Source organism: Aurantimonas sp. HBX-1 (genome assembly GCF_021391535.1).
GTDB lineage: Bacteria > Pseudomonadota > Alphaproteobacteria > Rhizobiales > Rhizobiaceae > Aurantimonas.
Window position 1 is genome coordinate 1,527,806 of the sequence record NZ_CP090066.1, and the last position, 23,110, is coordinate 1,550,915.

Annotated in this window: 19 protein-coding genes and 1 pseudogene; 7 read left to right on the forward strand and 13 right to left on the reverse strand. The window is 64.8% G+C overall.

Annotated features, from left to right (window positions below; translation table 11 throughout):
• Positions 1–19: 19 nt before the first annotated feature.
• Positions 20–715 carry a TetR/AcrR family transcriptional regulator gene (locus LXB15_RS07255; RefSeq protein ID WP_233952022.1) on the forward strand — a complete coding sequence of 232 codons (696 nt, stop codon included), beginning with the start codon at positions 20–22 and terminating at the stop codon, positions 713–715.
• Between the two features lie 597 nt (positions 716–1,312).
• Here LXB15_RS07255 and LXB15_RS07260 read toward each other — a convergent pair.
• The 5 genes from LXB15_RS07260 to LXB15_RS07280 form a co-directional block, all read right to left on the reverse strand.
• Positions 1,313–1,786: a DUF305 domain-containing protein gene (locus tag LXB15_RS07260; protein ID WP_233952024.1), complete on the reverse strand. Its 474-nt coding sequence runs from the start codon at positions 1,784–1,786 to the stop codon at positions 1,313–1,315.
• A gap of 71 nt (positions 1,787–1,857) precedes the next feature.
• Positions 1,858–2,223 (reverse strand): hypothetical protein, encoded by a 366-nt coding sequence (locus tag LXB15_RS07265; RefSeq protein WP_233952026.1) that lies wholly within the window; start codon positions 2,221–2,223, stop codon positions 1,858–1,860.
• A gap of 18 nt (positions 2,224–2,241) precedes the next feature.
• Complete coding sequence (locus LXB15_RS07270) at positions 2,242–5,391, reverse strand: efflux RND transporter permease subunit (protein ID WP_233952028.1); 3,150 nt, start codon at positions 5,389–5,391, stop codon at positions 2,242–2,244.
• Between the two features lie 10 nt (positions 5,392–5,401).
• Positions 5,402–7,081 carry an efflux RND transporter periplasmic adaptor subunit gene (locus tag LXB15_RS07275; protein ID WP_233952029.1) on the reverse strand — a complete coding sequence of 560 codons (1,680 nt, stop codon included), beginning with the start codon at positions 7,079–7,081 and terminating at the stop codon, positions 5,402–5,404.
• Positions 7,082–7,139: 58 nt separating this feature from the next.
• Complete coding sequence (locus tag LXB15_RS07280) at positions 7,140–7,550, reverse strand: hypothetical protein (RefSeq protein ID WP_233952031.1); 411 nt, start codon at positions 7,548–7,550, stop codon at positions 7,140–7,142.
• A gap of 585 nt (positions 7,551–8,135) precedes the next feature.
• Here LXB15_RS07280 and LXB15_RS07285 point away from each other — a divergent pair.
• From LXB15_RS07285 to LXB15_RS07295, 3 genes are all read left to right on the forward strand, one after another.
• Complete coding sequence (locus tag LXB15_RS07285) at positions 8,136–8,570, forward strand: curlin (protein WP_233952033.1); 435 nt, start codon at positions 8,136–8,138, stop codon at positions 8,568–8,570.
• Between the two features lie 59 nt (positions 8,571–8,629).
• Positions 8,630–9,016, forward strand: a complete 387-nt coding sequence (gene csgH, locus LXB15_RS07290; RefSeq protein WP_233952035.1) for a curli-like amyloid fiber formation chaperone CsgH — start codon at positions 8,630–8,632, stop codon at positions 9,014–9,016.
• Between the two features lie 96 nt (positions 9,017–9,112).
• A complete protein-coding gene (locus tag LXB15_RS07295) occupies positions 9,113–9,526 on the forward strand; it encodes a curlin (RefSeq protein WP_233952037.1) in 414 nt (137 codons plus the stop codon).
• A gap of 382 nt (positions 9,527–9,908) precedes the next feature.
• Here LXB15_RS07295 and LXB15_RS07300 read toward each other — a convergent pair whose 3' ends face one another.
• Both LXB15_RS07300 and LXB15_RS07305 read right to left on the reverse strand, forming a co-directional pair.
• Complete coding sequence (locus tag LXB15_RS07300; protein ID WP_233952039.1) at positions 9,909–11,852, reverse strand: adenylate/guanylate cyclase domain-containing protein; 1,944 nt, start codon at positions 11,850–11,852, stop codon at positions 9,909–9,911.
• 353 nt (positions 11,853–12,205) lie between these two features.
• Positions 12,206–13,525, reverse strand: a complete 1,320-nt coding sequence (locus tag LXB15_RS07305; protein WP_233952041.1) for an amidase — start codon at positions 13,523–13,525, stop codon at positions 12,206–12,208.
• Between the two features lie 278 nt (positions 13,526–13,803).
• On the opposite strand from LXB15_RS07305, the pseudogene LXB15_RS07310 reads away from it, so the two are divergent.
• From LXB15_RS07310 to LXB15_RS07320, 3 genes and pseudogenes are all read left to right on the forward strand, one after another.
• A pseudogene (locus tag LXB15_RS07310) lies at positions 13,804–14,438 on the forward strand (DUF1326 domain-containing protein).
• Between the two features lie 29 nt (positions 14,439–14,467).
• The gene (locus tag LXB15_RS07315; protein WP_233952042.1) at positions 14,468–15,100 is read left to right on the forward strand and encodes a DUF1326 domain-containing protein; all 633 of its coding nucleotides are present in this window, start codon (positions 14,468–14,470) and stop codon (positions 15,098–15,100) included.
• Between the two features lies 1 nt (position 15,101).
• On the forward strand, positions 15,102–15,938 hold the full coding sequence (locus tag LXB15_RS07320) for a DUF2182 domain-containing protein (protein ID WP_233952043.1): 837 nt from the start codon (positions 15,102–15,104) through the stop codon (positions 15,936–15,938).
• 339 nt (positions 15,939–16,277) lie between these two features.
• Here LXB15_RS07320 and LXB15_RS07325 read toward each other — a convergent pair whose 3' ends face one another.
• The 6 genes from LXB15_RS07325 to LXB15_RS07350 all read right to left on the reverse strand — a co-directional run bounded on the left by LXB15_RS07325 (position 16,278) and on the right by LXB15_RS07350 (position 23,033).
• On the reverse strand, positions 16,278–16,682 hold the full coding sequence (locus LXB15_RS07325; RefSeq protein ID WP_233952044.1) for a hypothetical protein: 405 nt from the start codon (positions 16,680–16,682) through the stop codon (positions 16,278–16,280).
• 14 nt (positions 16,683–16,696) lie between these two features.
• Positions 16,697–18,988: a molybdopterin cofactor-binding domain-containing protein gene (locus LXB15_RS07330; protein WP_233953082.1), complete on the reverse strand. Its 2,292-nt coding sequence runs from the start codon at positions 18,986–18,988 to the stop codon at positions 16,697–16,699.
• Positions 18,988–19,440 carry a (2Fe-2S)-binding protein gene (locus LXB15_RS07335; RefSeq protein ID WP_233952045.1) on the reverse strand — a complete coding sequence of 151 codons (453 nt, stop codon included), beginning with the start codon at positions 19,438–19,440 and terminating at the stop codon, positions 18,988–18,990. Before LXB15_RS07335 ends, LXB15_RS07330 begins: the two co-directional genes overlap by 1 nt.
• A 431-nt stretch (positions 19,441–19,871) precedes the next feature.
• Entirely contained in the window at positions 19,872–21,404 is a 1,533-nt protein-coding gene (locus LXB15_RS07340; protein WP_233952046.1) for a tripartite tricarboxylate transporter permease, read from the reverse strand.
• The gene (locus tag LXB15_RS07345) at positions 21,404–21,853 is read right to left on the reverse strand and encodes a tripartite tricarboxylate transporter TctB family protein (protein ID WP_233952047.1); all 450 of its coding nucleotides are present in this window, start codon (positions 21,851–21,853) and stop codon (positions 21,404–21,406) included. Before LXB15_RS07345 ends, LXB15_RS07340 begins: the two co-directional genes overlap by 1 nt.
• A gap of 40 nt (positions 21,854–21,893) precedes the next feature.
• Complete coding sequence (locus LXB15_RS07350; RefSeq protein WP_233952048.1) at positions 21,894–23,033, reverse strand: mandelate racemase/muconate lactonizing enzyme family protein; 1,140 nt, start codon at positions 23,031–23,033, stop codon at positions 21,894–21,896.
• Positions 23,034–23,110 lie beyond the last annotated feature (77 nt).

Consider the following 23,110-nt stretch of genomic DNA (forward strand, 5'->3'; position numbering starts at 1 on the left):
CGGTCACGGGAGGAAGAGCTTGGCCACAACGACCGAAGCGGAGAAGGCCGAGAAGCCGGCACAAGCCCGCGCCATCAGAACGCGCGAGAAGCTGATCGGCGCAGCGCTCGACGCGATCTACGAGCTGGGCTACCGTTCGGCCTCGACGCCCGAGTTCGCCCGCCGGGCCGGCGCCTCCCGCGGGGCTCTGCTGCACCATTTCCCCGCCCGCTCCGACATCGTCGTCGCCGCCATGGAACATCTGCTCCGCAACGGTACGCGAGACATCCGTGCGGTTGCCGAAAAGGTCGCTCGCAAAGAGGTGAGCCTGGAGGAGTTCGTCGAATTCCTGTGGGAGATGTTCTCCGGGCGGCTGTTCTACATTTCCCTCGAGTTCATCAACGAAGCCCGAACGGACCCGGACCTGCGCACCCGAATGATTCCGGTCGTGCGAGACTTCCATGCGGCGCTGGACGGCATCTGGGCGGAGTTCGAGAAACAGGCCGACGGAATGCCCCGGGCGACACGCATCTCGTTGAACCTGACGGTCTGTCTCGTGCGCGGCATGGGGGTGCAGACCGTGTTGAAGGACGACCCGGATTATTTCCGGTCGATGCTGGAAGCTTGGAAAGCCATTTTGCCGCAATTAGTCGATCGGGATCTGAGGGTTCCTCATCCCGGGGCCAACCCGGGGCCAATCATTGACGTGCGGAATAGGCCGGCCCTGACAGACTGAACCGCCCGGGCTTCTCCGGAGGCGGTGGTGCGTAGAAGGCGGGGGAGGGGGTGACCATTCTATATTCGCCGTCGCGACCGCACCGGTAACGAGGCGGTGGATCTGCAATCGTTGAAGAACGAGCTCCGTCTGCATCGCGCCCGAGTCGGTCATTCAGGCCTAGTTTCGTCAATTCCGAAAGCTGCCACACACACGGTCGCGGGTGTTGGCATCCGCTAACGGGGAGAGTGGCAACATGGAGCCGCCGGTACTGCCGCCTCCTATTTGCGGCCGCTAGGAATCGGCCTTGCCTCCATCTTCTTCGCGTTGAGATTAGCCGTCGCGAGGTTCTCGTTCGTCCGCCCGCAACCGGCCTCTTCGAGGTGCCTCATCCAGCCGATGCAGCAACCGCACCACGCCGTCCAGAGCATCTCGACATTTTCGGCAGCGAGCAGAGACGTGGACAGAAGGACCAGCGCGTCGACCAGAACGTTGTTCGCTTGGAAAGCATGGTCCTTATCCACCAGAGACTGGACGGCTTCGTTATCGCGACCAGCCGGCTCCTGAGACCTTGTCGGGAGCGGCGGGCAAGCCGCTCCCGATATGACGCGGATTGAATTACTTTGCGAGCGCCTCGACGCGCAGCGTCATCTCCTCGATCTCCTTCTTCTGCGCATCGATGATCATCTGCGCCATCTTCCGCGACGCTTCGTCCTTGCCCATCTTCAGTTCGAGCTCGCTCATGGCGATGGCGCCATGGTGATGGGCGATCATCCCGCAGTTGAAAGCCAGGTCGGGGTCCTTGATCATGGCAGCCCTCATCATCGGGCCGTGCATCTTCATCATCGTGGCATGATTGGCCATCTGGGCCTCGTCCATTCCGGACATCATTTCTCCCATGCCGTCCATCATCTGCGACATGTCCATGGACCCCACGGCGCCGTTGCAGGCCTCCGGAAGTTCGGCTTCCCCGGACATCCCTGCCATGCCACCGCCAGACATCGCGTGACCGGACATGGACTGGCCATCCTGGGCATGGGCGAGGAACGGAAGGGCGGCGATCGTGGCGGCAATGATCAGTGTGTTACGCATGGTAGTTCTCCTTGAATGGCCATTGGAACCGGTGGGTATGTGTGCCGGTCTGGTGCTCGTCCGGCGGCAGGTCAGTCGAACTTCGCCTGCGCGGTCTTCCCGTCCGACGCCGTGAGCTGGACGGCGCCCTTCACGGGCCCTTCGGCCGGGGTCTCGAGCGGCCCCGACAGGAATGCGCCGGCAGGCGCCAGCGGCACGCGGGCGGGCTTGCCGCCGATCAGCAGGATCGCGGTGCCCTTGAAGTCGTCGCTCGGAAGGGGTTCGTCCGCGGCATCGCTGACATAGACCCTCACTTCATTTCCCGCGGCGACGAGTTCGACGTGGTGGTCGCCCGCATCGACGAGCGTTCCCCCGTTCGGACCCTTGCGCGGTTCGTGGGCGTTGGCTGCCGTTGAGGCGACGAGAGCGGCGGCGAGGAGGAAGGTACGGGCGATCATTGCTTGAGACTCCGTTGGTCAGAACGTGTGGGCCGCGGCCGTGTCGGCCCCGGCATCCGGGGTGCCCGGGGTTGATGGAAGGCGGGCTGCCTCGACGAGCCGCTTCAGGGGCTTTTCCCCGAAACGCAGGAAGAGGACGGGGGTGAGGAAGGTGTCGAGCAGCGTCGATGAGACGAGGCCGCCGAAGATCGTCACGGCGACGGGGTGAAGGATTTCCTTGCCCGGTGCGGAGGGGTCGATCATCAGCGGCACCAGTGCCACACCCGCCGAGAGCGCGGTCATCAGCACGGGCGTCAGCCGCTCGAGGCTTCCGCGCATGACGAGATCGCGCCCAAAGGGGATGCCCTCGTGGATCGACAGGTTGATGTAGTGGCTGATCTTCAGGATGCCGTTGCGCGCCGCGATCCCGGTCAGGGTGATGAAGCCGATCATCGAGGCGACCGACAGGGGCTGGCCAGACAGCCAGAGCGCCGCGACCGAGCCGATAAGGGCAAGCGGGATGCTGCCGAGAATGATCAGCGTGAACACGGCGGAGCGATAGCGGCTGTAGAGGATCGCGAAGATCATCGCGAGCGACACTAGCGACAGCAGCCCGATGGTGCGGCTTGCTTCCTCCTGCGCCTGGAAGGTGCCTTCGAGGCTCGTCGAGAAGCCGGGGGGTAGCGCCGCTGACGCCACCTCCGCCCGGATCTGCTCGATCACCTGCGCCATGTCGGCGTCACCGGCGGCGTTCGCCAGAACCACGACGCGGCGCTGGCCATTCTCCCGCAGGATCTGGTTCGGACCGTCGGTCTCCCGCACTTCCGCGAGCTCCCGCACCGGGATCCACCCTGCCGGCGTCTCGATCAGGAGGTCGCCGAGCGCCTCGGTCGTCCGCTCCGCATCGCCCAGACGAATGACGACATCGTAGGTGCGGTTGCCGTCGACGAGGCGCGATACGACACGGCCGTTGGAAAGCTGCTCCAGCTCCTCGGTGATCTTCGCCGGCTGGATCCCGAACAGGGCGGCGCGCTCATAGTCGATCCGGATTTCCAGTTGCGGGATGCGGACCTGCTTCTCGACCTGGAGGTCCACGACGCCCGGGACCGTCGCCAGACGGGCCCTCAGGCTCTCCGCAACGGTACGCAACGTGTCGAGATCCTCGCCGAAGACCTTCAGCGCGATCTGCGCCCGCACGCCGGACAGCATGTGGTCGAGCCGGTGCGAGATCGGCTGGCCGATGTTGATCGACACGGGAAGCACGGAGAGGCGCGAACGGATGTCGGCCTCGATCTCGGTCTTGGTCCTCCCCGTCTCGAGGTCGACCTCGATCTCGGAGGAATGGACGCCCTCGGCATGCTCGTCGAGTTCCGCCCGACCGGTGCGCCGTCCAACGACGGACACCTCGGGTACTTCCATGATGATGCGCTCGGCGATCAGGCCGACGCGGTGCGACTCGGCCAGGGAGATGCCCGGGTTGAAGGCCATGCTGATGGTCAGCGTTCCCTCGTTGAAGGGTGGCAGGAAGGCCCGCGGCAAGGCTGTCGCGCCGACGGCGGCGACGACCACGCCCAGCGCGGCCAGGGCCATGAGAGTCCGCGGCCAGCGGAAGGCGCGGTTCAGCAGGACGCGGTTGCCGCGTTTCAGCCAGCGCACGATGAAGCCTTCGCGCTCATCCAGCCGCTTGAGGCTCGGCAGCAGGTAGTAGGCCATGACCGGGGTAAGGGTGATCGAGACGACCAGGCTGGCGAGAATCGAGACGATGTACGCCTGTCCCAGCGGCGCGAAGAGCCGCCCCTCAATCCCGGTCAGGGCGAACAACGGCACGAAGACCAGGACGATGATGACCGTGGCGTAGACGATGCCCGAACGGACCTCCTGGGATGCCGAGACGACGACGTCGAACACCGAGCGCGGGTTGCCAAGCTCGCGGTTCTCTCGAAGGCGGCGGAAGATGTTCTCGACGTCCACCACCGCGTCGTCGACGAGTTCGCCGATGGCGATGGCGAGGCCCCCGAGCGTCATCGTGTTGATGGAGAGCCCCATCAGATGGAAGACGATGCCCGTCGCGAGGATGGAAACCGGGATCGCTGTCAGGGATATCACCGTCGTGCGAACGTTTAGGAGGAAGGCGAAGAGGACGATCGCCACCACCACGATGGCCTCGATCAGCACGGTCTGGACGTTCTTGATCGAGGTCTCGATGAAGTCCGCCTGCCGAAACAGGACCTGGTCGGCGCGGATGCCGTCCGGCAGGGATGCGCTGACCTCGCCGAGCGCGGCCTCGAGCTGCCGGGTCAGAGCGACAGTGTCGACGTCGGGCTGCTTCTCGATCGATACGATGACGGCGGAGCGACCCATGTAGCCCGCCTCGCCCCGCTTCTGACGGGCCCCGAACGAGACGTCCGCGACCTCGTCGAGCAGGACGGGCCTGGTTCCGACCGTTGCCACGACGAGGCCCCGCAGATCGTCGAGGCTGAGGCTGCGGCCGACGTTCCGGATCAGGAACTCGCGGGAATACTGGTCGGTGAAGCCGCCCCCGGTGTTGGCCCCGAACGAGGCAAGCGCGCCTTCCACCTGTTCCATCGTGACCCCGAGCGCCCGGAGCGAGGCGGCGTCCGGGGCGACGCGGTACTGGCGCACCTCGCCACCTATCGGGATGACCTGCGCGACGCCGGGCACGGCGAGGAGCCGAGGCCGCACGAGCGCATCCGCCGCCTCGCGCAACGCCATCGGCGAGACGCCGTCGGGCGCGGTCATGGCCACCAGCATCACCTGGCCCATGATCGATGAGATCGGCCCCATCTGGGGCGACACGCCCGGCGGAAGCTGGCTACGCACGAGAGCCAGCTTTTCGGCGATCTGCTGGCGGTTCAGGTAGATGTCGGTGTCCCAGTCGAACTCGACATAGACGATCGACAGGCCGACGCCCGAGACGGAGCGCACGCGGCTCACCCCGGGCAGGCCGTTCATCTGCGTCTCGAGCGGATAGGTGACGAGCTGCTCGACTTCGGGCGGCGCAAGGCCTTCGGCCTCCGTCATGATGGTGACGGTCGGCCGGTTCAGGTCGGGGAAGACGTCGACGGGCAGCCGCATCGAGACGAAGGCGCCGTAGAGCACCAGCACCGCGGCGATGGCGAGGACGAGCATGCGGTTGCGCAGCGATTGCGTGACGAGGAAGGTGAACATCGTCCCGCCCTCAGCGGATCTGGTTGAGGAGTTCGGCACCCTCGGTCACGACGCGGCTGCCCGCCTCGATTCCTGCGGCGACCAGGACCCGCTCGCCGTCGAGCGGCTGGACCCGTACTTCCTTCGGCTCGAACCGCTCGGCACCGGAATGGACGAAGACGATGTCCTGCCCGTTGGGTCCCCGAAGCACGCTCGTCCGCGGCAAGGCGATGCCGGCCTGCACCTCCTCGGTCTGCCCGAGAACCGTCAGCATCTGCCCCGGCCGCAGGCCCGTGGTCTCGCCCTGGACACGGAAGTGGACAGGCAGCGCCGGCGAGGCGCCGGCAAAACCCGCGCCCTCGAACGTGAGGGACAACGAGCGCCCGTCACCCAGGTCGGCCGAGGCCGCCCTGAAGGCGCCGGCCCCGCCATAGGCCAGCGCCTCGACCCAGAGACGATCCGGGTCAACGATGTGGAAGACGACGGCATTGCTCTCGGCCATCTGGCCGGCAATGGCATTGGACGCTGCGATCACCCCGGAAACCGGCGCGACCAGCGGTTCCGGCTTGACCTGAACCTGCTCGATGGCGACGCGGCGTTCGCGAAGGCCCTCCAACTCGATCCGCGTCTCGTCGAGCGTCGTCTGAGCGACAGTGCCACTCTTCACAAGCGTTTCGGAACGGCGCACGCGCTGCTCGGCGATCGAGATCGCCTGATCGAGCTCGCTGCGGCGCTGGCGAAGGTCGGACTGGTCGATCGTCTGGATCGGCGAGGTCACGAACGCCAGGACGTCACCAGCCCTGACCTTCGCACCAAGCCGCGGGAAGCCACCCGGCGGCGACGAGAGGCGCCCGGCAATCGAGGCCTGGACGAAGCCGCTCGCATTGGGATCGGGGATGATCCGTCCCGGCATCTCGACGCTGCGACGATGCTCGGCTGCGGCGGTCATCAGCGTGCGGATGGCGAGAATGCGCTGGGAGGGCTTCGGCACGAACACCGACCCGTCGGGAAGCCGCTGGGCGAGGTCGCGGACACCGACGACGGGTGCGGCCGTTTCCTGCGCGACCGCGATCGACCCGGCAAAGAGGACGACGAGTACCGCGGCGGTCCCGGCCGCCACGAACACCCTTCGCCGGAACACCGCCATGGCGAGGATACCCAGCGCAAATCCCAGGGCTCCAACCGCGAGGATGGCGGGGTCGTTGCGGGACAGGCGATCCGTCAGTTCGACCGTGAGCGCCTCTCGCATCTCCGTCGCCAGGGCCGCTCCCACCAGCCAGCCGGAATTTCCCGCCACGACCGGCGCCGGCGCCTCGGGGATGACCAGGGTCGCGGTGAGAAAGTCGATGGCGCCGTCGCTGGCGACGGTCGCGATGAGGTCGTAGGTGCCCGGCTGCTCGGCCCAGGGAGCCGCAAGGCGGTAGACGTCACCCTCCGCCGTAGCCGTCACGGGCCCGTCCGGGGTCTCGATGTCGACCGTGGCGCCGACGATGGGCTCGTTGGTCTCGAAGTGGTCGAGATGGATTTCGAGCAAAGGTCCGCGCGCAACCGCCACGAATTCGAAGAGCGCGCTCTGCGCCTCGGCGCGGGGAGCGGTTTGCGCGGAGACGACCGGCGGCGGCGTGCCGTGGTCGTGCCCTTCGTGGGCGCGCACGGGTGACGCAAGCGTCAGGACGGCCATCGCGGCCGCGGTCAGGATACGGGAATGCATCGGGAAAGCCCAAGGTCTGGAACATCGCTCGGGACGCGCACGCGCGTCCGCGGGTGTGTCAGACGAAGGGCTTGGGAGGTCTGATCAGGCCGTCGAGGCTTACGCCATCCAGTACGCAGGAGGCGCGAGCGAAAACATGCCGTGCCATCTCAAGCGCCGGAATAGAGTTGTCTGACAGAGTGGCCGTCGCCGCCATGCAGTTCGACACGCCCGTACCGCAGCATGAAGACCATGTGATGCGGTGGCCATCCTCGTTGCCATTTTCGGCGCCCGGGCCAGCCACCGCGTCGGCATTTTCGGCCGCTGTCAATGAACCAGCAAGGGCGGGGGCGGCAACCACGGAGGAAGCCTCGACGACATCCGAAACGTGATTCGTATGGGCCTGGGCTGCCGACGACCAGAACAGCGCGATGCCGACGACCACGAGGATCGCGAGCAGGGAAGCCATCTTGTTCAGGACGAAGGACATGCCGGTCCGTGTACCTCTTGCATCTATTGCGGACGACGACGCCCTCAAACTACGGCCGAAGTGCGTTCGAAGGGTTAGCTACGAAAACTTAAAAGGGTCTCTCAAGGGCCGTACGCGGCGGATGCAACCTCCTCAAGCGCGCCGGACCGCGGGTTCGCTGTTGCAAAATGTGGCGCGTTACCCTCAGGGGCACGGGTAGCCATATTAAACTTGTTTGGCAGCGCTAACACTCGCCGAAAGTAGCAGTTTGCGAGAGGGTGGCCTGCCAAAAGCCGAAAGTCCACTTCCGGCCCAAAGGCGTTGGGAAATGATTTCTGCTATGCCCCTTTGCCGTCGTACAGAATGCTGGACATCGCCTAGAAACCGGACATTACAGGGAGGCTCAATGCCACGTAGCCGAGGGCGCCCAGGATCTCAGGTCGTCACCTGAGGCACCTAGAAGCCTACCCTTCGCCTTCGGTCCTCCCGGTCATCGTGAGGAGCTAAACGTTGTGTGAACGGCGGATTCAGCGACGGTTCCGGCGGGGGGGTTCAAGTTCGGGTCATTCCATCCCGAGCCGATGTGCTCTTGTCGGAGACGCCCAGATGATCCGCTTGCCTCTTGCTTCCGCCCTCGTCGTTCTCGCCGGCCTGACGGTCGCGACCTCAGCGTCTGCCAACGACGTGCGCTTCGACCAGTACGGCTGGTCGAACTCCGCCGGCGGGTCCCAGCAGGGCTATCGCAACCGCATCCGCGTCCATCAGGACGGCCGGTACAACCGCTCGGTCGGCGAGCAGCGCGGTTCGCACAATCTGTCAGTCGTCGGTCAGGAGGGACGCAGCCATTACGGCGCGACCTACCAGAACGGCAGCCGCAACTCCGCCGGCATCGGCCAGTTCGGCTTTGACCACACGACGATCCTCTCTCAGGACGGCCACGGCAACATCGCGGCCGGTGTGCAGGTCGGACGCGGCTGCTCGGCCGACGTTGCGCAGGGCGGCAGCGGTAACGTCGCGGCCCTCGTCCAGGCCTGCGACTGATCCCGCGCCCACCGGCGCGATCCACCCGTTCCGTTCCCGTCCCATTGATGAGGCCCGCCATGCCGTTGCTCCGACCTTGCCACCGCCTCGCCGCGGCACTGGTTCTCCTCGGCGCCACCGGCGCCGCCTTCGCCGGCCCGGCGGGCACGATATCGAGTGAGGGGCCGGTCCGGTGCGAGCTCGACGTCTCGCGCCGGGGTGGATCGGTCGAGCTGACCGCGCTCGCCCATGCCGAGAAGGCGACGCGCGGTGAGTACGCTTTCCACGTCTCCGGGCGGGGAACCGACATCCGGCAGGGCGGGTCCTTCACCATCGCTTCCGGTGGGACGGAACAGCTCGGCACTGTCACGCTCAGCGGTGGCGGCTCCGGCTACGACGCCGATCTGACCCTCGTCGTTTCTGGCAAGACGATCTCCTGCTCCGGCCGGGTCGGCGGCGGGTTCTGACAAGCGACAATAACCCTGCCTCGCCGATCCGGTCCTGCCAGGGGAACCCCGAAAGTCCACGCATGTCCGGGAACAGACCGGGGAACGGAGACCTCCATGACCTTCATTTCCGCGAACACCATTGCGACCGCGCTTGCCATCACACTCGCCGCCCCGGCGACCTTCGCCACGCCCGCGGCCGCTAACGGCCAGGTGTCCTGGACCTTCGCCCCGACTGACCGGCAGACGACCGGGGTCGTCGAAGCAGGGCTACGGATCTATTCGCTCTACAATGGCCTCAAGGACGGCTCGATCCGGCAGAGGGGCCAAGGCAACAACGCCGGCCTCGCCCAGCGCGGACGGGGCAATGTCGGTCTCGTCCAGCAGCGCGGGAACGGCCATTCTGGCACGCTGGAGCAGAACGGCAACGGCAACGCCTACGGTCTCTTCCAATTCGGGCGCGGCGCGCGCGACGCCGTCGTCCAGTCCGGCAACGGCAACAGCGGTGCGACCTTTACCTACGGCTGGTGACGGGAGACCGTCGGATTTCAGTCTCGAGGCGCCTAGAAGTTGTCTGACAGCTTCGGGTGTGGATCCCGGGTTACTTCCTCGGGGATCTTGGGACGCCTGCCGGCGCCCGAAACCCTTTCACGAGAACTGAACGGCGGCTTTCCCGTCGAGATTACTCGGAAGCTGCCGGTCTCCTTTCGGCCCCTCTCAGCCGCGGCGTCCCTTCACCCCCATCTGGGTGTTCGCCGAAGGCTATCCTCGAAGGGCGAGGGGCTACTGATTAGGATGAGGGGCTCCTGGAAGGAAAGAGGCCCCCCGCCGCCAGCATCCGCCGCTCCGCGTCCAACACGAAGTAGGAGTCCTGGCGCTTCTGCGCCCTGCCGTCGACCGTCCGTCGACTCTGTCACATCGGTGTCTTGTTCGGTCCAGCCGGTGCACACTCCAACCGGCGGTGCTCCGGAGTCCCCGGAGCCCGTGCCCCGGCCATGCAGATCGGCAGTCCGGAGGCACGGTGCCCGTCGAGCCAGAGCTGCTCCTCGACGGTTGCTTCCGCGGCGAAGAAGATGCCCTGCGCGGTTCCAAGTTCCAGCGAGTAGTCCGGCCAGACCGAAAGGAAGCGCTCGCGCCAGCGGTCGGTCTCGACGCTTTGCCCGAGCTGCGCGTAGCTCATCGTGGCGAACAGCATCGGCCATCGCGAAGGATTCGTCGTGGTCTCGACGGCGGCGGCCGATTCCCTGAACTTCTGTGCAAAGAAATAGACCTGCCATTCCACGTCCTTGTAGAAGGAGCTCGGATCGAGGCGACGGGCGCGCTCGAACAGTGCCACGGCCCTTTCCGAATGCCCGAGGTAAGGCAGTTGCTCAGCGACCATGGCGAGGATTTCCGCGTTGCCGGGCGCGAGTTCCAAAGCGCGCTCGAGTTCCTTGAGGGCGAGGGTGCCTTGCCGGGTATAGACATGCCAGACGCCCAGCACCGCGTAGCCACGGGCGTATGTCGGGTCGAGGCTGACCGCCTGGACCGCGGCTTCCCGCCATTCCGCCATCGCGGCCTCCGTCGATTCCGCAAAGCCTGCGTCGACCTGCTGCCGGTAAAGGCTCGCAAGTTCTGCGTGCGAAGCGGCGTAGAGCGGATCGATCACGATGGCTTGTCGGACCATCTCGACCGCGGCGGCGTTCGCTTCCTTGGTCCAGGCCCAGCGTTGGGCGATTGCAAGCAGGAGAAGGTCGTATGCGCGAAGGTCCTTCGGCGGCTTGCGGCGCGCAATGTCCAGCGCGGCATCGACGGTGCCGCCCTGGACGGCGTTGGCTATCCGCTGGGTTAGTTCGTCCTGAAGTTCGAACAGGTCGCCGACCGGCCGGTCGTAGCGCTCCGACCAGAGCTGCCGCCCGCTCTCGGCATCGACGAGCTGCACAGTGGCGCGCATGCGGTCGGCGTCGCCCTGCAGAGCCCCGCTGACAGCGTAGCCGACCCCGAGTTCGCGTCCGATCAGGCGGGGATCGCGTGACTTGCTGCGGTAGGCAAAGCTCGTCCCCGGCGCAATCACGTTGAGGAGTCTCGTTGTCGAAAGGTCGGCGATGATGTCGGTAACCATCCCGTCGGCGAGCCGGCCAAGGCGGTCGTCGCCGGAAAGATTGTCGAACGGCAGCACGACGACGGATGGCTGGTCGAAGCCATCGCGAGGGTCCTGCCACTCGGTCCACCGCCGCCCGGCAACGAGGGCGATCAGCAGGATCACGGCCGTTCCGATCGCCACCGCGATGCGTCGGAATCGCGATGCCCCTTCCAGCGGACGCGCTAGCGGCGGGGGCATTCCGTCCAGTACCACGCGCCAGGCGTCCACCGGTTCCGCAATGTTCTTGACCTGCCGGGACCCCAGGGGGGCGAGTGTCACGTCCGAGCGCTTGCGGAGCTCTTCGCGCACCTTTCCGGACACGCAGATACCGCCGGGCTCTGCCAAAGCCTCTAGCCGCGCCGCGATGTTCACGCCGTCGCCGTAGAGGTCGTCGCCTTCGACGATCACGTCGCCGGAGTTGATCCCGATGCGGAAGCGGATGCGCTGGTTGGCCGGAAGCTCGCAGTCCCGCGCTGCCATCGACGTTTGGATCGTCACCGCGCAGCTAACGGCGTTGGTGACGCTGGCGAACTCGCACAGGATACCGTCGCCGATCAGCTTCACGATCCGCCCCCTGTGGGTGGCGAGCAGGGGCTCGATTACGTCCCGCCGGTGTGCCTTCAGCCGCTCGAGCGTGCCCCCCTCGTCGCGCTCCATCAGCCGCGAATACCCCACGACGTCCATCGCGACGATTGCGGCGAGGCGACGCTCTGGCCGATGGGAAGCTTCCTGCATGACGCTGACCCCGCCTCTCAGGTCGAAGCGTAACCGGACTGGACGGCAAGAACCAGACATGCGGTCGCCGCTGAGGCCGTAGCACCGCTTCCGCCTCGCGGCAGCCTCGACCGGCGAAAGGTAAGTGGAGCATTGAGGCCCCGCTCTCGGCCCGACGCCCGCATTTGCCGGAATCAGTCACAATGACAGCAACCGGTCAAAACGCGAACGGCCGCTTTCATCAAGCTCGCGCGAGTAACCCGCCATTCCGCTTTCGGCCCATCGCTGCCTGACAGTCGGGCGGAGCCCTGCGGGCTGTGATTCTGGATCTGAGATGCTGAAGCGCTTCTTATGCGTCGATACAAAGCTGCCGCTTAAGTGCGCAGCGGTGGAGAGATCGGCAGCGGCGGAATCCGTGTCGCGTCGATGCACCGAGCAACGGCAGAAGCCGAGGCTAGCAGCCTCGCGTCGTCATAACGCGCCGCAAAGAGCTGGAGGCCGAAAGGTAGCTCGCCGGGACCTGCCTGGACTGGCAGGCTGACCTGGGGAAAGCCGAAGCCAGACCAGACCTTGATCAGATCCGAGGGGCCCGTGGAAAGCAGGCCGACGGGAGCAACACTCTCGGTGCTGAGGTCGAGCACACCATCATAAGCCGCCACAATAGGCTCGATGGCATTCCGCAGCCCAGACAGACGCTGCTGCGCTGCACGTTCCGCTTCCCATGATACCTCGTCGGCATGAGCTATCATGGCCTTAGCTTCCTCGCTCAGCAGATCGAGGTCCAGTTCCCGCTCTAGAGCCAGTGAGCGCGCACCTTGGGCATCGTTGACGATACGGTGATCCTCATAGGATAACCCGAACCCGACGGGTTCCTCCAGATCGTCGATCACATGACCTGCCGATCTGAGCTGGCCGCAGACAGCCTCCAGATAACTTCGCAGGGCTCCGTCGCTGGACTCCGAACGCCGTGACCGGAAGCGGGCAAGACGCAACCGGGGCAACGAAGGCAGGGCAGGGAAGTTGGCGATCAAGGCGCGACCGACCAGCGCCAGATCTTCCACGCTGCGGCCGAACCAGCCGACCGTATCGAAGGCGGGAGCCAGCGGCTTGATGCCCTCCATCGAGACGAGGCCGAAGCTCGGCTTGTAAGCGAACGCACCGCAGAAGGAGGCCGGCTTCAGCAATGAGCCTGCTGTTTGCGTCCCTAACGCCAGAGGGAAAAAGCCGGCTGCGACTCCCGCTGCCGAGCCGGCGCTGGAACTGCCGGGCGTGCGATCGAGATCATGCGGGTTGCGGGTCGGCCCGGTGTGCATGAAGGCGAACTCGGTCGTCGCAGTCTTGCCCATCACGATAGCGCCCATCGCCCTCAGCCGGGCGACAACTGCGGCATCCCGCGACGGCTTGTTGCCCGCGTAGATTGGAGAAAAGAACTCAGTCGGGATGTCCCTGGTGTCGAACACATCTTTGACACCCAGCGGCACGCCGGCGAAGGGACCGCCTCTCTCTCCGCGGTCTATCTCGTCGGCCTGGCGGAGGATGTCCTGCGGATCGTACCAAGAGAAAGCATGGACGGACGGTTCGAGCTCCTCAATCCGGGCGATGAAGGCCCCTGCGACCTTCTCCGCGGTCGTATCCTTCCTTGCGACCGCATGTGCAATCTCGGTGGCCGTCGCTGTCAAGAAATTCACGTGCATACCTTGTCGCCTTGAGAGGAACTGCCGCGATCTGCGGCAGGTAGGGATGGTGCCCCGGTCCAGTTAGCGCTTGCACCGCGGGCACTCCCGCGGAAACGCATTTCGGTTGCCGCAGTCTCCAACGTCACGCTTAGGGATTGGACATCGAAGCCTAGATGGGAGCCCTCTCGCAGTCGCTGATCTAAAACTGACAGCGGCTCACGGCCCTGGGCTGCCGATCCGCGCCTTTTCCTCCGCGTTTGATACTTTTAAAGTTCAGTTTCTTTCGGAGAACTGTGATGCCCTACGTGGATTGGGCAATAAAGGAACCTAAGATCGCAGCTGTAGTTGCGACTACGGATGTCCCTGCGAATTCAACGGCAAGCCGACGGAGGGCCTCTGCGAGGGGCTCGAATGCATGCGGATCGATAATGGCTGGTTCGATGATCTGCGGCTGGACGGCCTCAAGGTCGCGGCGGCCTATCGATGGCCCGGCCCTGTGCATGAGGGCGGGGGCGTCGTTCAGGGCTTCATCGACAGCGATGCCAACCCGGCCCAGGTCGACGCGCTGGGGACCATCCTCGGGGGCGGCGAGCAGGAGCCGACCACTGTCTTCAACATCTATGGCGCGACGATCGCCAAGGAGTTGCCCCCGATCTTCGCTCCGATCGACTTCGGCAGCGACATCGAGGCACGAACCGGCTGGTTTCGGATCGAGGATCAACTCGCCCTCGAACTGGAGCCCATCCGCAATCCCGTGACGGGACTAGCCCACCGGGCTCGCATCGTGCTGCTCGAGGGTTTCGAATTTCGTGAAGCTGAGGTCGCCAGCGCTACGTTCACCAGCGGTGGCGAGATCCGCATGCATAGGCAGAGCCGCTACGGCGCGCTCTGGAATGCCGCCTACGGGCCACACGGCATCATCGACCCTTAAGGCCTGGCCGAACCCGAAAGGATGATGTCATGACGCCATGGGAAATCGAAGGGGTCGAGCTGGTCAATTGCAACTGCGCCTATGGATGCCCCTGCCAGTTCAATGCCCTGCCGACGCACGGATACTGCCAGGCGAACGGTGCGATCGACATTCGGCGGGGGCACCATGGGAGGGTCAGTCTCGACGGGACGCGCATAGCGTTCATCTTCCAGTGGCCTGGTGCCATCCACGAAGGTGGCGGGAAGTGCCAGCCGATCGTCGACGAGCGCGCGGACGATAACCAGCGTCAGGCGCTTCTGAAGATCATGTCCGGGGAGGATTCCGAGCCCGGCAGGACAATGTTCAACGTTTTCGCGTCGACGGTGAGCGAGTTCTTCGAGCCCGTCTTCCGCAAGATCGACATGGACGTCGATGTCGATGCGCGCCGCGGCAATATCCATGTCGACGGTTTCATCGACACGGTGGGCGAGCCTATCCGCAATGTCGTGACTGGACTGGAGCATCGGGCGCGGATCGACCTGCCCGACGGGTTCGAGTACACGCTCGCGGAAGTCGGCAGCGCCTCCTCAAAGACGCGGGGGCCGATCGCTTTCGATCTCGAGAACTCCTACGGCCAGTTCGCCCGCCTGCATCTGAGCGGGCAGGGGCCGATCAGGGTCTGACATGGCCGAGGCGACCCCGCAGACATCGGCGGTGGAGCTAATCATCCGGCGCGATCGCCTGGTCATGCTGACCGGCCTTGTCACGCTCGCCATGCTGGCCTGGGCGTGGCTGCTCGTCGGGGCCGGCACCGGCATGGACATCTGGACGATGAGTCGTCCCGCGATCTTTCCGGGCGGGGAGGCAGGGATGACGATGCCGGCGGTGGCGTGGTCCCCTGCGACCTGGTTCGTCATTGTCGGCATGTGGTGGATCATGATGATCGCCATGATGATCCCAAGCGTTGCCCCGATGGTGCTGCTCCACGCGCGCGTCAGTCGCCATGCACAGAGTAGGGGACAGATCGCCGCCGGCGCGATTCCATCTGGCTTCTTTCTCGGCGGTTATCTCCTCGTCTGGCTCGCGTTTTCGCTGGTCGCCACTATTCTTCAGTTCGCCTGCGAACGGCTCGGTCTTCTGTCCCAGCCGATGATGTGGTCGGTGAGTGTGTGGCTGACGGCGGCGTTGCTCGTCGCCGCCGGCCTCTACCAGTTGTCTCCATTCAAGCAAGTGTGCCTGGACCATTGCCGCTCGCCTGCCGAGTTCCTGTCGCGGCACTGGCAGAAAGGCCGCGCCGGGGCATTCCACATGGGCGTGAAACACGGAGCCTACTGTCTCGGCTGCTGCTGGGCCCTGATGGCGCTGCTGTTCGTAGGCGGCATCATGAATGTCTACTGGATCGCCGGGCTGGCTATTGTCGTCCTGCTTGAGAAGCTGCTGCCTCGCGGAGACAGATTCGCGCTGGCGTTCGGACTGATGTTCGTGGCGGCGGGGACTTGGATCGCGATCAGGGCCGTCTGAGCAGGCGAATACTCTGCCCGGACTTGGGGCCATCAATTGTATGGCGGTTTCCCTGCCCTCAGGGTCAGCTTGTGCCGTTCCCTTCCTAGAGGCATCGTGCAACTGCTCGCCGTCTGGGAAGAGTCAATCGGCGAACGTCAACTTTCGCCGTTCGTGAGCCCGGAAGCTGCCAGTCAGCTTTCGGCCCGTTCAAACTGAAGGCACGGCGGCGAAATTTCGCGCGTGTCGCCCTGAACCGAACGTCCGATTTAACCTACTATGTCGGCAGTGTAGGCGAGTGAACTCAGCGTTCTATCGGTGTTCTGAGGATCTCCGACTGTCGCTCGTCGGCAACAAAGCTTAATTCTGGATCAGGGACAGGATGATATCGTCAACGGCCTTAAGACAGGCATCCTCGTCACCGCCTTCCGCCAGTTCGCGAGCGTCCTGAAGCGCGGCGCGGGCTTCGATCACCTCTTCGCCGCCGTCCCCTGCCGCCTCGGCTTCCTCGACCGCTTCGGTTTCCTCCGGCTCTTCCTGGAAGGGGACAGGATCCTCGCTGGCCTCGTCCGCTTCCGCCATCGCCTGCGCTTCGCGGGCACCGGCGACGGCCTGGCCGCCCGACGAGGCGGAGATCGCCTGGCTGGCAGCGACATCGAGAAGGCGTTCGAAATCGTCGATCCGTTCCGCGCACTGATAGGCGTGCGCGGGGCCGGCGAGGAGGATGGCGGCCGCGGCTACCGTGAAGAGCTTGATACGGTGCATCACGTGTCCTTTCGTCAGCTTCGGAGCTGGTCGGCGATGGGAAGGCGGCGGATCCGCTGACCGGTCGCGGCGAAGACGGCGTTGGCAATGGCCGGTGCGACAGGTGGCAGGCCCGGTTCGCCCACGCCGCCCAGAGGACGGTCGTAGGCGTCGCCCGGGGTCACGAGATGAACGTCGATCCGCTTCGGCGCTCCCTCCATGCGCGGGACGAGATAGGTATCGAAATTATCCTGCTGCGCCCTCCCGTTGGCGAACGTCACCTCGGTCATCAGCGCCTGGCCGACGCCCATGATCACCGCGCCTTCCATCTGCGACCGGATGCGATCAGGATTGACCTGCGCGCCGCAATCGATGGCGATCGAGACCCGCGGCACGGAGACGACGCCATCCTCGACCGCCACCTCCGCGGCGACCGCCACGTAGCTGACAAAACTGTAGTGCCCGGCAATACCGAGACCTTGGCCCGCTGGCATCTGCCGGCCCCACTCGATGCCCTTGGCCGCTTCCTCGACGACAGCGGCCAGCCGACCGGTGTCGATCGGATAGACCTCGGGGTCCTCGCCGTAGTTCCAGACGTCGCCGAGTTCCCGCGGATCGACCAGCCGCGCCGGACCGATGACCTCGAGCAGATAGTCCTTCGGATCGCGGCCGACGGCATCTGCCAGTTCGGATATGAAGGACTGGATGGCGAAGGCGTGGGGGATGTTCGAGACTGACCGGTACCAGCCGATGCGCACATGAGCGGATGCCTCGGGGTTCTCGGCCCGGATGTTCTCGATCGCAAGCGGCATGTTCAAGAGCCCCATGCCGAGCTCGAAGGGCAGTTTCTGTTTGGGATCGGGGGCGAAGATCGAGCCGATCGTCGGTGCCGCCGTGCGATGCAGCCAGGCCACCGGCATGCCGCTGTCATCGAGGCCCGCGGTCATCTTCTCGACCGATACCGTATGATAGTAGCCGTGGTGGATGTCATCCTCGCGGGTCCAGGTGAGCTTGACCGGCGCACCGTTCATCGCCTGGCTGAGAATGCCAGCCTCGAGCACGAAGTCGGGCTTCGACTTGCGGCCAAAGCCGCCACCCAGCAACGTAACGTTGACGGTCACGTTCCCCTTGTCCAGCTTCAGCCGTTCTGCCAGGCGCAGCCGCGTCACCTGCGGCGCCTGGGTGCAGGCCCAGGCCTCGGCTTTCCCGTCCCGAATCTCCACCACCGCGGCAGGCGCCTCCATCGGCGCTTGCGCCAGATGCGGGATGTAGTATTCCGCCTCGACGGTCCGGGCGGCGCCGGCCATGCCCGCATCGAAGTCGCCCTGGTCGCGGATCACTGTGCCGCCGGGCGCATTCGCGGCCTTGGACAGCAATTCGCGATAGGCCTCGCTGTCGTAGCTGGCATTCGGGCCGTCCTCCCACTCAATGGTGAGCGCGTCGCGGCCCTTCATCGCGAGGTAGGTGTTTCTGGCAATGACCGCGACCCCGCCCAACGGGGCGAACTCCGTCGGGAAGTCGACGGGGTCGATCGCGATCACCTTCTCGACTCCGGCAATCGCCAGCGCGGCGCTGTCGTCGAAGCTTTTGACGCGGCCGCCATAGACCGGCGGCCGGGCGATCACCGCGTAGAGCATGCCGTCGCGCCGGACGTCGATGCCGTAGATCGCGGTGCCGGTGGTGATGCCCACGTTGTCGGCAAGTCCGATATCGGACTTGCCGATGTAGCGGAACTGCGACGGGTCGAGCAGCACGAGACTGTCGGCGGGTGGCACGTCGAGATCCATGGCCGCACCGGCCAGTTCGCCATAGCCCAGGGACCGGCCGGATGCGGCATGGGTGACTCTGTGACCTTCAGCCTTCACCTCGGCGATATCGACCCCCCACTCGGCAGCGGCAGCCTGTTCCAGCATTCTGCGCGCGGCCGCGCCGGCGCGGCGCATCGGCATGAAGAAATGCCGCAGGCTCCGCGAGCCGTCGGTATCCTGATTACCGTACTTCTCCTCGTCGCCAGGTGCCTGGTCCACCCGGACCTGGTCCCACTCGGCGCCGAGCTCGTCGGCGACGACCATGGCGATCGAGGTGCGGACGCCCTGACCCATTTCGGAGCGGTGGACGGTCACGGTGACGAGCCCGTCCTCGGCGATCGAGATGAACGCCTTCGGGTCATCACTCCAGCCATTCGGCATCGCATCCCGGCCGAACTTGGGCTCTTCCTCCTGGGTCCAACCCCGGGAGGGCAGACCCACAGCGAGGACGAAGGCGGAGGCCCCGATGCCGCCGAGAATGCCGCGGCGACTAATATTGGTGATCGACGGGTTTCGCATCACGACGCCTCCGCTGCCTGCTTGATGGCAGCCCGAATGCGAGGATAGGTGCCGCAGCGGCACAGATTGCCATTCATCGCCGTGTCTATGTCTTCGTCGGTTACGGTGTCGGACTGATCCACGAGCGCTGCCGCCTGCATGATCTGCCCCGCCTGGCAGTAGCCGCACTGCGCCACGTTCAGGTCACGCCAGGCGACCTGAACCGGATGATCGCCGTTCTCGGACAGACCTTCGATCGTTGTGACTTGGGAGCCTTCGAGCATGCTGACGGTCGTAAGGCAGGCGAAAGTGGGGTTGCCGTCGACATGGACGGTGCAGGCCCCACAGGCCCCAATGCCGCAACCATACTTGGTCCCCGTGAGCCCCAGCTCATCCCTGAGATACCAAAGCAGCGGCGTATCCGCGTCGCCGTCGAATTCACGCTCGACCCCGTTGAGCATCATGCTGACCATTGGGTGTCTCCTTTGCATCCAGACCCGAGGCAATTCTGCATCGGCATATTCGCGCACCTCTCGAGGAACATGCGTTTCGCTCGGGCACTGTCCAGTGCAGCAAGGCGCCGGCTCGGCGGGCCGCGACGGGCGGGCTGGTCGCGCCATGAAAAGGCGCACCGACGCGGCCCTCTTGGATGCTGAGATTTCGCCGGGTATGTTGCGATGTCGACACGCCTCAAGCCCGCTATAAGGACAGCTTTCTCGCGGGCTCAGCCATAAAGCAGCCAGTCCGCTTTCTGCCCGCCAAAGACGTTCAGGTGCATGCGAAAGATACCGCTCGTACCGGTGGCCGATCTCGAAACCTTGGTGTCCTATATGTCACAAGACACCGGGCTAGGAGTTGCTGCTAAAGAGGCTCGATATCGCTGACAACGTGACCGGGAACAGCATTAGTGTACGTTGGATCTTTTTCCCTCCAACTCGGGCGCGGCATGTCTCCGGCCGCGGCGGAACTCGGCCATAATCGTGACGATCACCAGCAAGATGCAGGCCCCCAATATCCCGCCGCTGATCGGGTTCTCGACGAAGGTCGAAAAGTCGCCGCGGCTCAACAATAGGGCGCGGCGCAGGTTCTCCTCCATCATCGGTCCGAGGATCAGGCCGAGGAGCAGCGGCGAGGCTGGGCAATCGAGCTTCGAGAGCACGTAGCCGGCTACCCCAAGTCCCGCCAGCAAATAGAGCTGGAAGGAGCTGTTCGCGACGCTCCACACGCCGATGCAGAGGAAGACAACGATCGCGGGATAGAGCAGCCGGTAAGGGATCGACAGGATCTTCACCCAGAGCCCTATAAAGGGGATGTTAATCCAAAGGAGCAGCACGTTACCGATCCACATGCTGGCGATCAGGCCCCAGAAGAGTTCCGGATGCCGACTCATCACCATAGGCCCCGGCTGGATGCCGTGGATGATCAGTGTGCCAAGCAGCAGGGCCCCGACGGCATCGCCGGGAATGCCAAGCGAGAGGGTCGGGATGAAGCCTGTCTGTGCGGCCGCATTGTTGGCAGCCTCCGGACCGACGACACCCTCAATCGCCCCCTTTCCGAACCTCTCCGGATGACGCGAGACGCGCTGCTCCACTGTGTACGACATGAAGGAAGATATTGTGGGACCTGCGCCTGGGAGGGCGCCGAGGGCGGAGCCGAGGGCGGTACCGCGCAACGATGCCCAAACCGATCGTTTCGCCTCGTCGCGCGTCGGCATCATGTCGCGCCAACCTGTCTTTGGCTGGGTGATCGTCGCCCGACCGTGTGGCTCGAGGTTGTTCATCACTTCTGTCAGGCCGAACAGGGCCATGGCGACGACGATGAAACTGATACCTTCTGCCATGATTGGGACACCGAAGGTGAAGCGCATCATGCCCGAGACAATGTCCATGCCGACGAGGCCGAGCAGCAGGCCGACGAGCACCATGCCGATCGACCTCAAGAAGGAGGTGGCTGCCACCGCCGACGCGGCGACGAGGCCGAGAAGCATCATGCTGAAGTATTCGGCCGGGCCGAATTCGAGCGCGATCGAGACGATGGCGGGTGCTGCGACCCCAACGAGGACAAGGGCAATGCAGCCGCCGACGAAGGAGGCGACCGCCGACATGAATAGCGGCATCGCCGCGCGTCCCTGCTGAGCAAGAGCGTAGCCGTCGAGTGCAACGATCGCGTTGGCCGGCGTGCCCGGCAGGTTGAGGAGGATCGAGGCGGTCGAGCCGCCATACATCGCTCCATAGAATATGCCTGACAGGAGGATCAGCGCACCGAGCGGCTCGAAGCCGAAGGTGAACGGCAACAGCATCGAGATCGCGGTAACCGCGCCGAGCCCGGGCAACGCCCCTATCACCGTGCCGACGAAGACGCCAACAAAGCAGTAGAGCAGGTTCGAGAGGCTGAAGGCCGTCGCGAAACCGAGCGCGAGATTAGGAAACAGATCCATCAGAATCTCCACAAGGTCATGGGCAGGCCGAGGAACTCGACAAAGAGGAGGCTGCAACCCGCTGCCATGACTAGGGCAACGACGAGGCTGCCAAGGAGCTTTGTCTCGCGACTACCGAGTGCTGACAGGAGCACGGTGGCAACGCAGGCTGCCACCAGGCCCGCCGTCTCAAGGAGGAGGGCGAAGCTGAGGATGGCGGCAAAGAGCGCTATGACCGGCCGGACGTAAAGAGTGCCAACGAGATTGTCGCTGCGTTGCCAGACCATCTTGCCGGCGAGCGCCAGGCCCACCAGCATGAGGGCTGAACCAAGTGCTAGCGGAAAATAGCCCGGACCCATGCGCCGCGCGCTGCCGATGCCGTAATCAAGCGCGCCAACGGCGAAGAAGCCGCCGATGACAACGAACGCTGCACCGGCGAGCAAGTCCTTTTCCCTTAGTATCTTTTCCATCTCAACCTCCCCAAGTTATCGTCTGCCTCCCCGTTATGTTTCACACGTAGCAGGGGCCCTCGATCAGCGGATGCCGCCGCACAAAGTCCTCGTCGATCTCGACGCCCAGTCCCGGCCCGTCGGGAGCACGGATCTCGCCGACCGCATTGATCTCGAAGGAATGACCAGTGAGTTCCACGCGGAAAGGATTGATGCGCGTCGCGTCCGCTTCGAAAAGGCCGGCATTCTCGATACCGTTCAGCAAATGCAAGGAGGCAGCCATGTTCAGCCCGGTCATGGAGGTGTGCGGATAGAGCTTTTGCTTTCGGGCCGATGCCATGCCTGCGATTCGCAGCGTCTCGGTGATCCCGCCCGTTTTGGAAAGGTCAGGCTGTAGGACTGAGATGGCGTCGTCCCGCAGCAGTTCTGCGAATTCGAAGCGCGTGTAGTGGTTCTCCCCGGCGGCGAGCGGCGTGCGGCCAAGAGCTGCCGCCTTACGATAGGAATAGGTATCGTGGGGCGGAAATGGCTCCTCCAGCCATCCGACACGGCAGTCGTCGAGCACTGGCATCAGCATACGGATCTCATCGAGCCCGTAGGCAGCGTTGACGTCCGTAAGGATGGCGACGTCCTCCCCAAGCGCTTTGCGGACGGCGCGTACCCGCGCCGCATCCCGCTCCGGCGTGTCGCCCAGCCTGAGTTTCAGGGCACTGAAGCCCATCTCGACATATCCCTTCGCCTCCTCGGCCAGCGAGTCCGGCGCTTGGAAGCCGAGGGTAATGCCGCCTGCATAAGCGCGATGGCTACGCGCTCCTCCGCCGAGCAGCCGGTAGATCGGCCATCCGGCAGCCTTGCCGCGCACGTCCCACAAGGCAAGGTCAATGCCGCTCATCGCAATCGCCGTGCCCGCCCCGAAACCGTGGGTGGCAAAGTGTCCCTTGTACAGCCGCAGCCAGACAGCGTTGGTGTCTAGGGCGTCCATGCCGAGGATCATCGGCTTCAGCGTCGTGTCAATCAGCTTGGCGATGGCGCCAGGGGAACGCCCGTGATGCGCTTCGCCCCAACCAATGATCCCCTCGTCGGTCTGGATCTTTACCAGCACGGCGTCCCGCTTGACCATTCGGCCAACGCCCATCGTTGCCCCGCTTCCCTCGGGCAGGCGATAGGAAATGGGAAGGACAGTGACGTCGACGATTTTCATGAAGTCTCCAGTTCTTTCAGAATGTCCGGTGGCCGGGAGACATTGCGGAACCGTATCTCGCGTCCGATCTTGCAAAC

What these genes read in the sequence shown, in the direction of transcription:
- LXB15_RS07260 (WP_233952024.1), bottom strand. Translation starts at nt 1,786, where the DNA reads ATGCGTAACACACTGATCATTGCCGCCACGATCGCCGCCCTTCCGTTC.
- LXB15_RS07265 (WP_233952026.1), bottom strand. Translation starts at nt 2,223, where the DNA reads ATGATCGCCCGTACCTTCCTCCTCGCCGCCGCTCTCGTCGCCTCAACG.
- LXB15_RS07270 (WP_233952028.1), bottom strand. Translation starts at nt 5,391, where the DNA reads ATGTTCACCTTCCTCGTCACGCAATCGCTGCGCAACCGCATGCTCGTC.
- LXB15_RS07275 (WP_233952029.1), bottom strand. Translation starts at nt 7,081, where the DNA reads ATGCATTCCCGTATCCTGACCGCGGCCGCGATGGCCGTCCTGACGCTT.
- LXB15_RS07280 (WP_233952031.1), bottom strand. Translation starts at nt 7,550, where the DNA reads ATGTCCTTCGTCCTGAACAAGATGGCTTCCCTGCTCGCGATCCTCGTG.
- LXB15_RS07285 (WP_233952033.1), top strand. Translation starts at nt 8,136, where the DNA reads ATGATCCGCTTGCCTCTTGCTTCCGCCCTCGTCGTTCTCGCCGGCCTG.
- csgH (WP_233952035.1), top strand. Translation starts at nt 8,630, where the DNA reads ATGCCGTTGCTCCGACCTTGCCACCGCCTCGCCGCGGCACTGGTTCTC.
- LXB15_RS07295 (WP_233952037.1), top strand. Translation starts at nt 9,113, where the DNA reads ATGACCTTCATTTCCGCGAACACCATTGCGACCGCGCTTGCCATCACA.
- LXB15_RS07300 (WP_233952039.1), bottom strand. Translation starts at nt 11,852, where the DNA reads ATGCAGGAAGCTTCCCATCGGCCAGAGCGTCGCCTCGCCGCAATCGTC.
- LXB15_RS07305 (WP_233952041.1), bottom strand. Translation starts at nt 13,525, where the DNA reads ATGCACGTGAATTTCTTGACAGCGACGGCCACCGAGATTGCACATGCG.
- LXB15_RS07315 (WP_233952042.1), top strand. Translation starts at nt 14,468, where the DNA reads ATGACGCCATGGGAAATCGAAGGGGTCGAGCTGGTCAATTGCAACTGC.
- LXB15_RS07320 (WP_233952043.1), top strand. Translation starts at nt 15,102, where the DNA reads ATGGCCGAGGCGACCCCGCAGACATCGGCGGTGGAGCTAATCATCCGG.
- LXB15_RS07325 (WP_233952044.1), bottom strand. Translation starts at nt 16,682, where the DNA reads ATGCACCGTATCAAGCTCTTCACGGTAGCCGCGGCCGCCATCCTCCTC.
- LXB15_RS07330 (WP_233953082.1), bottom strand. Translation starts at nt 18,988, where the DNA reads ATGCGAAACCCGTCGATCACCAATATTAGTCGCCGCGGCATTCTCGGC.
- LXB15_RS07335 (WP_233952045.1), bottom strand. Translation starts at nt 19,440, where the DNA reads ATGGTCAGCATGATGCTCAACGGGGTCGAGCGTGAATTCGACGGCGAC.
- LXB15_RS07340 (WP_233952046.1), bottom strand. Translation starts at nt 21,404, where the DNA reads ATGGATCTGTTTCCTAATCTCGCGCTCGGTTTCGCGACGGCCTTCAGC.
- LXB15_RS07345 (WP_233952047.1), bottom strand. Translation starts at nt 21,853, where the DNA reads ATGGAAAAGATACTAAGGGAAAAGGACTTGCTCGCCGGTGCAGCGTTC.
- LXB15_RS07350 (WP_233952048.1), bottom strand. Translation starts at nt 23,033, where the DNA reads ATGAAAATCGTCGACGTCACTGTCCTTCCCATTTCCTATCGCCTGCCC.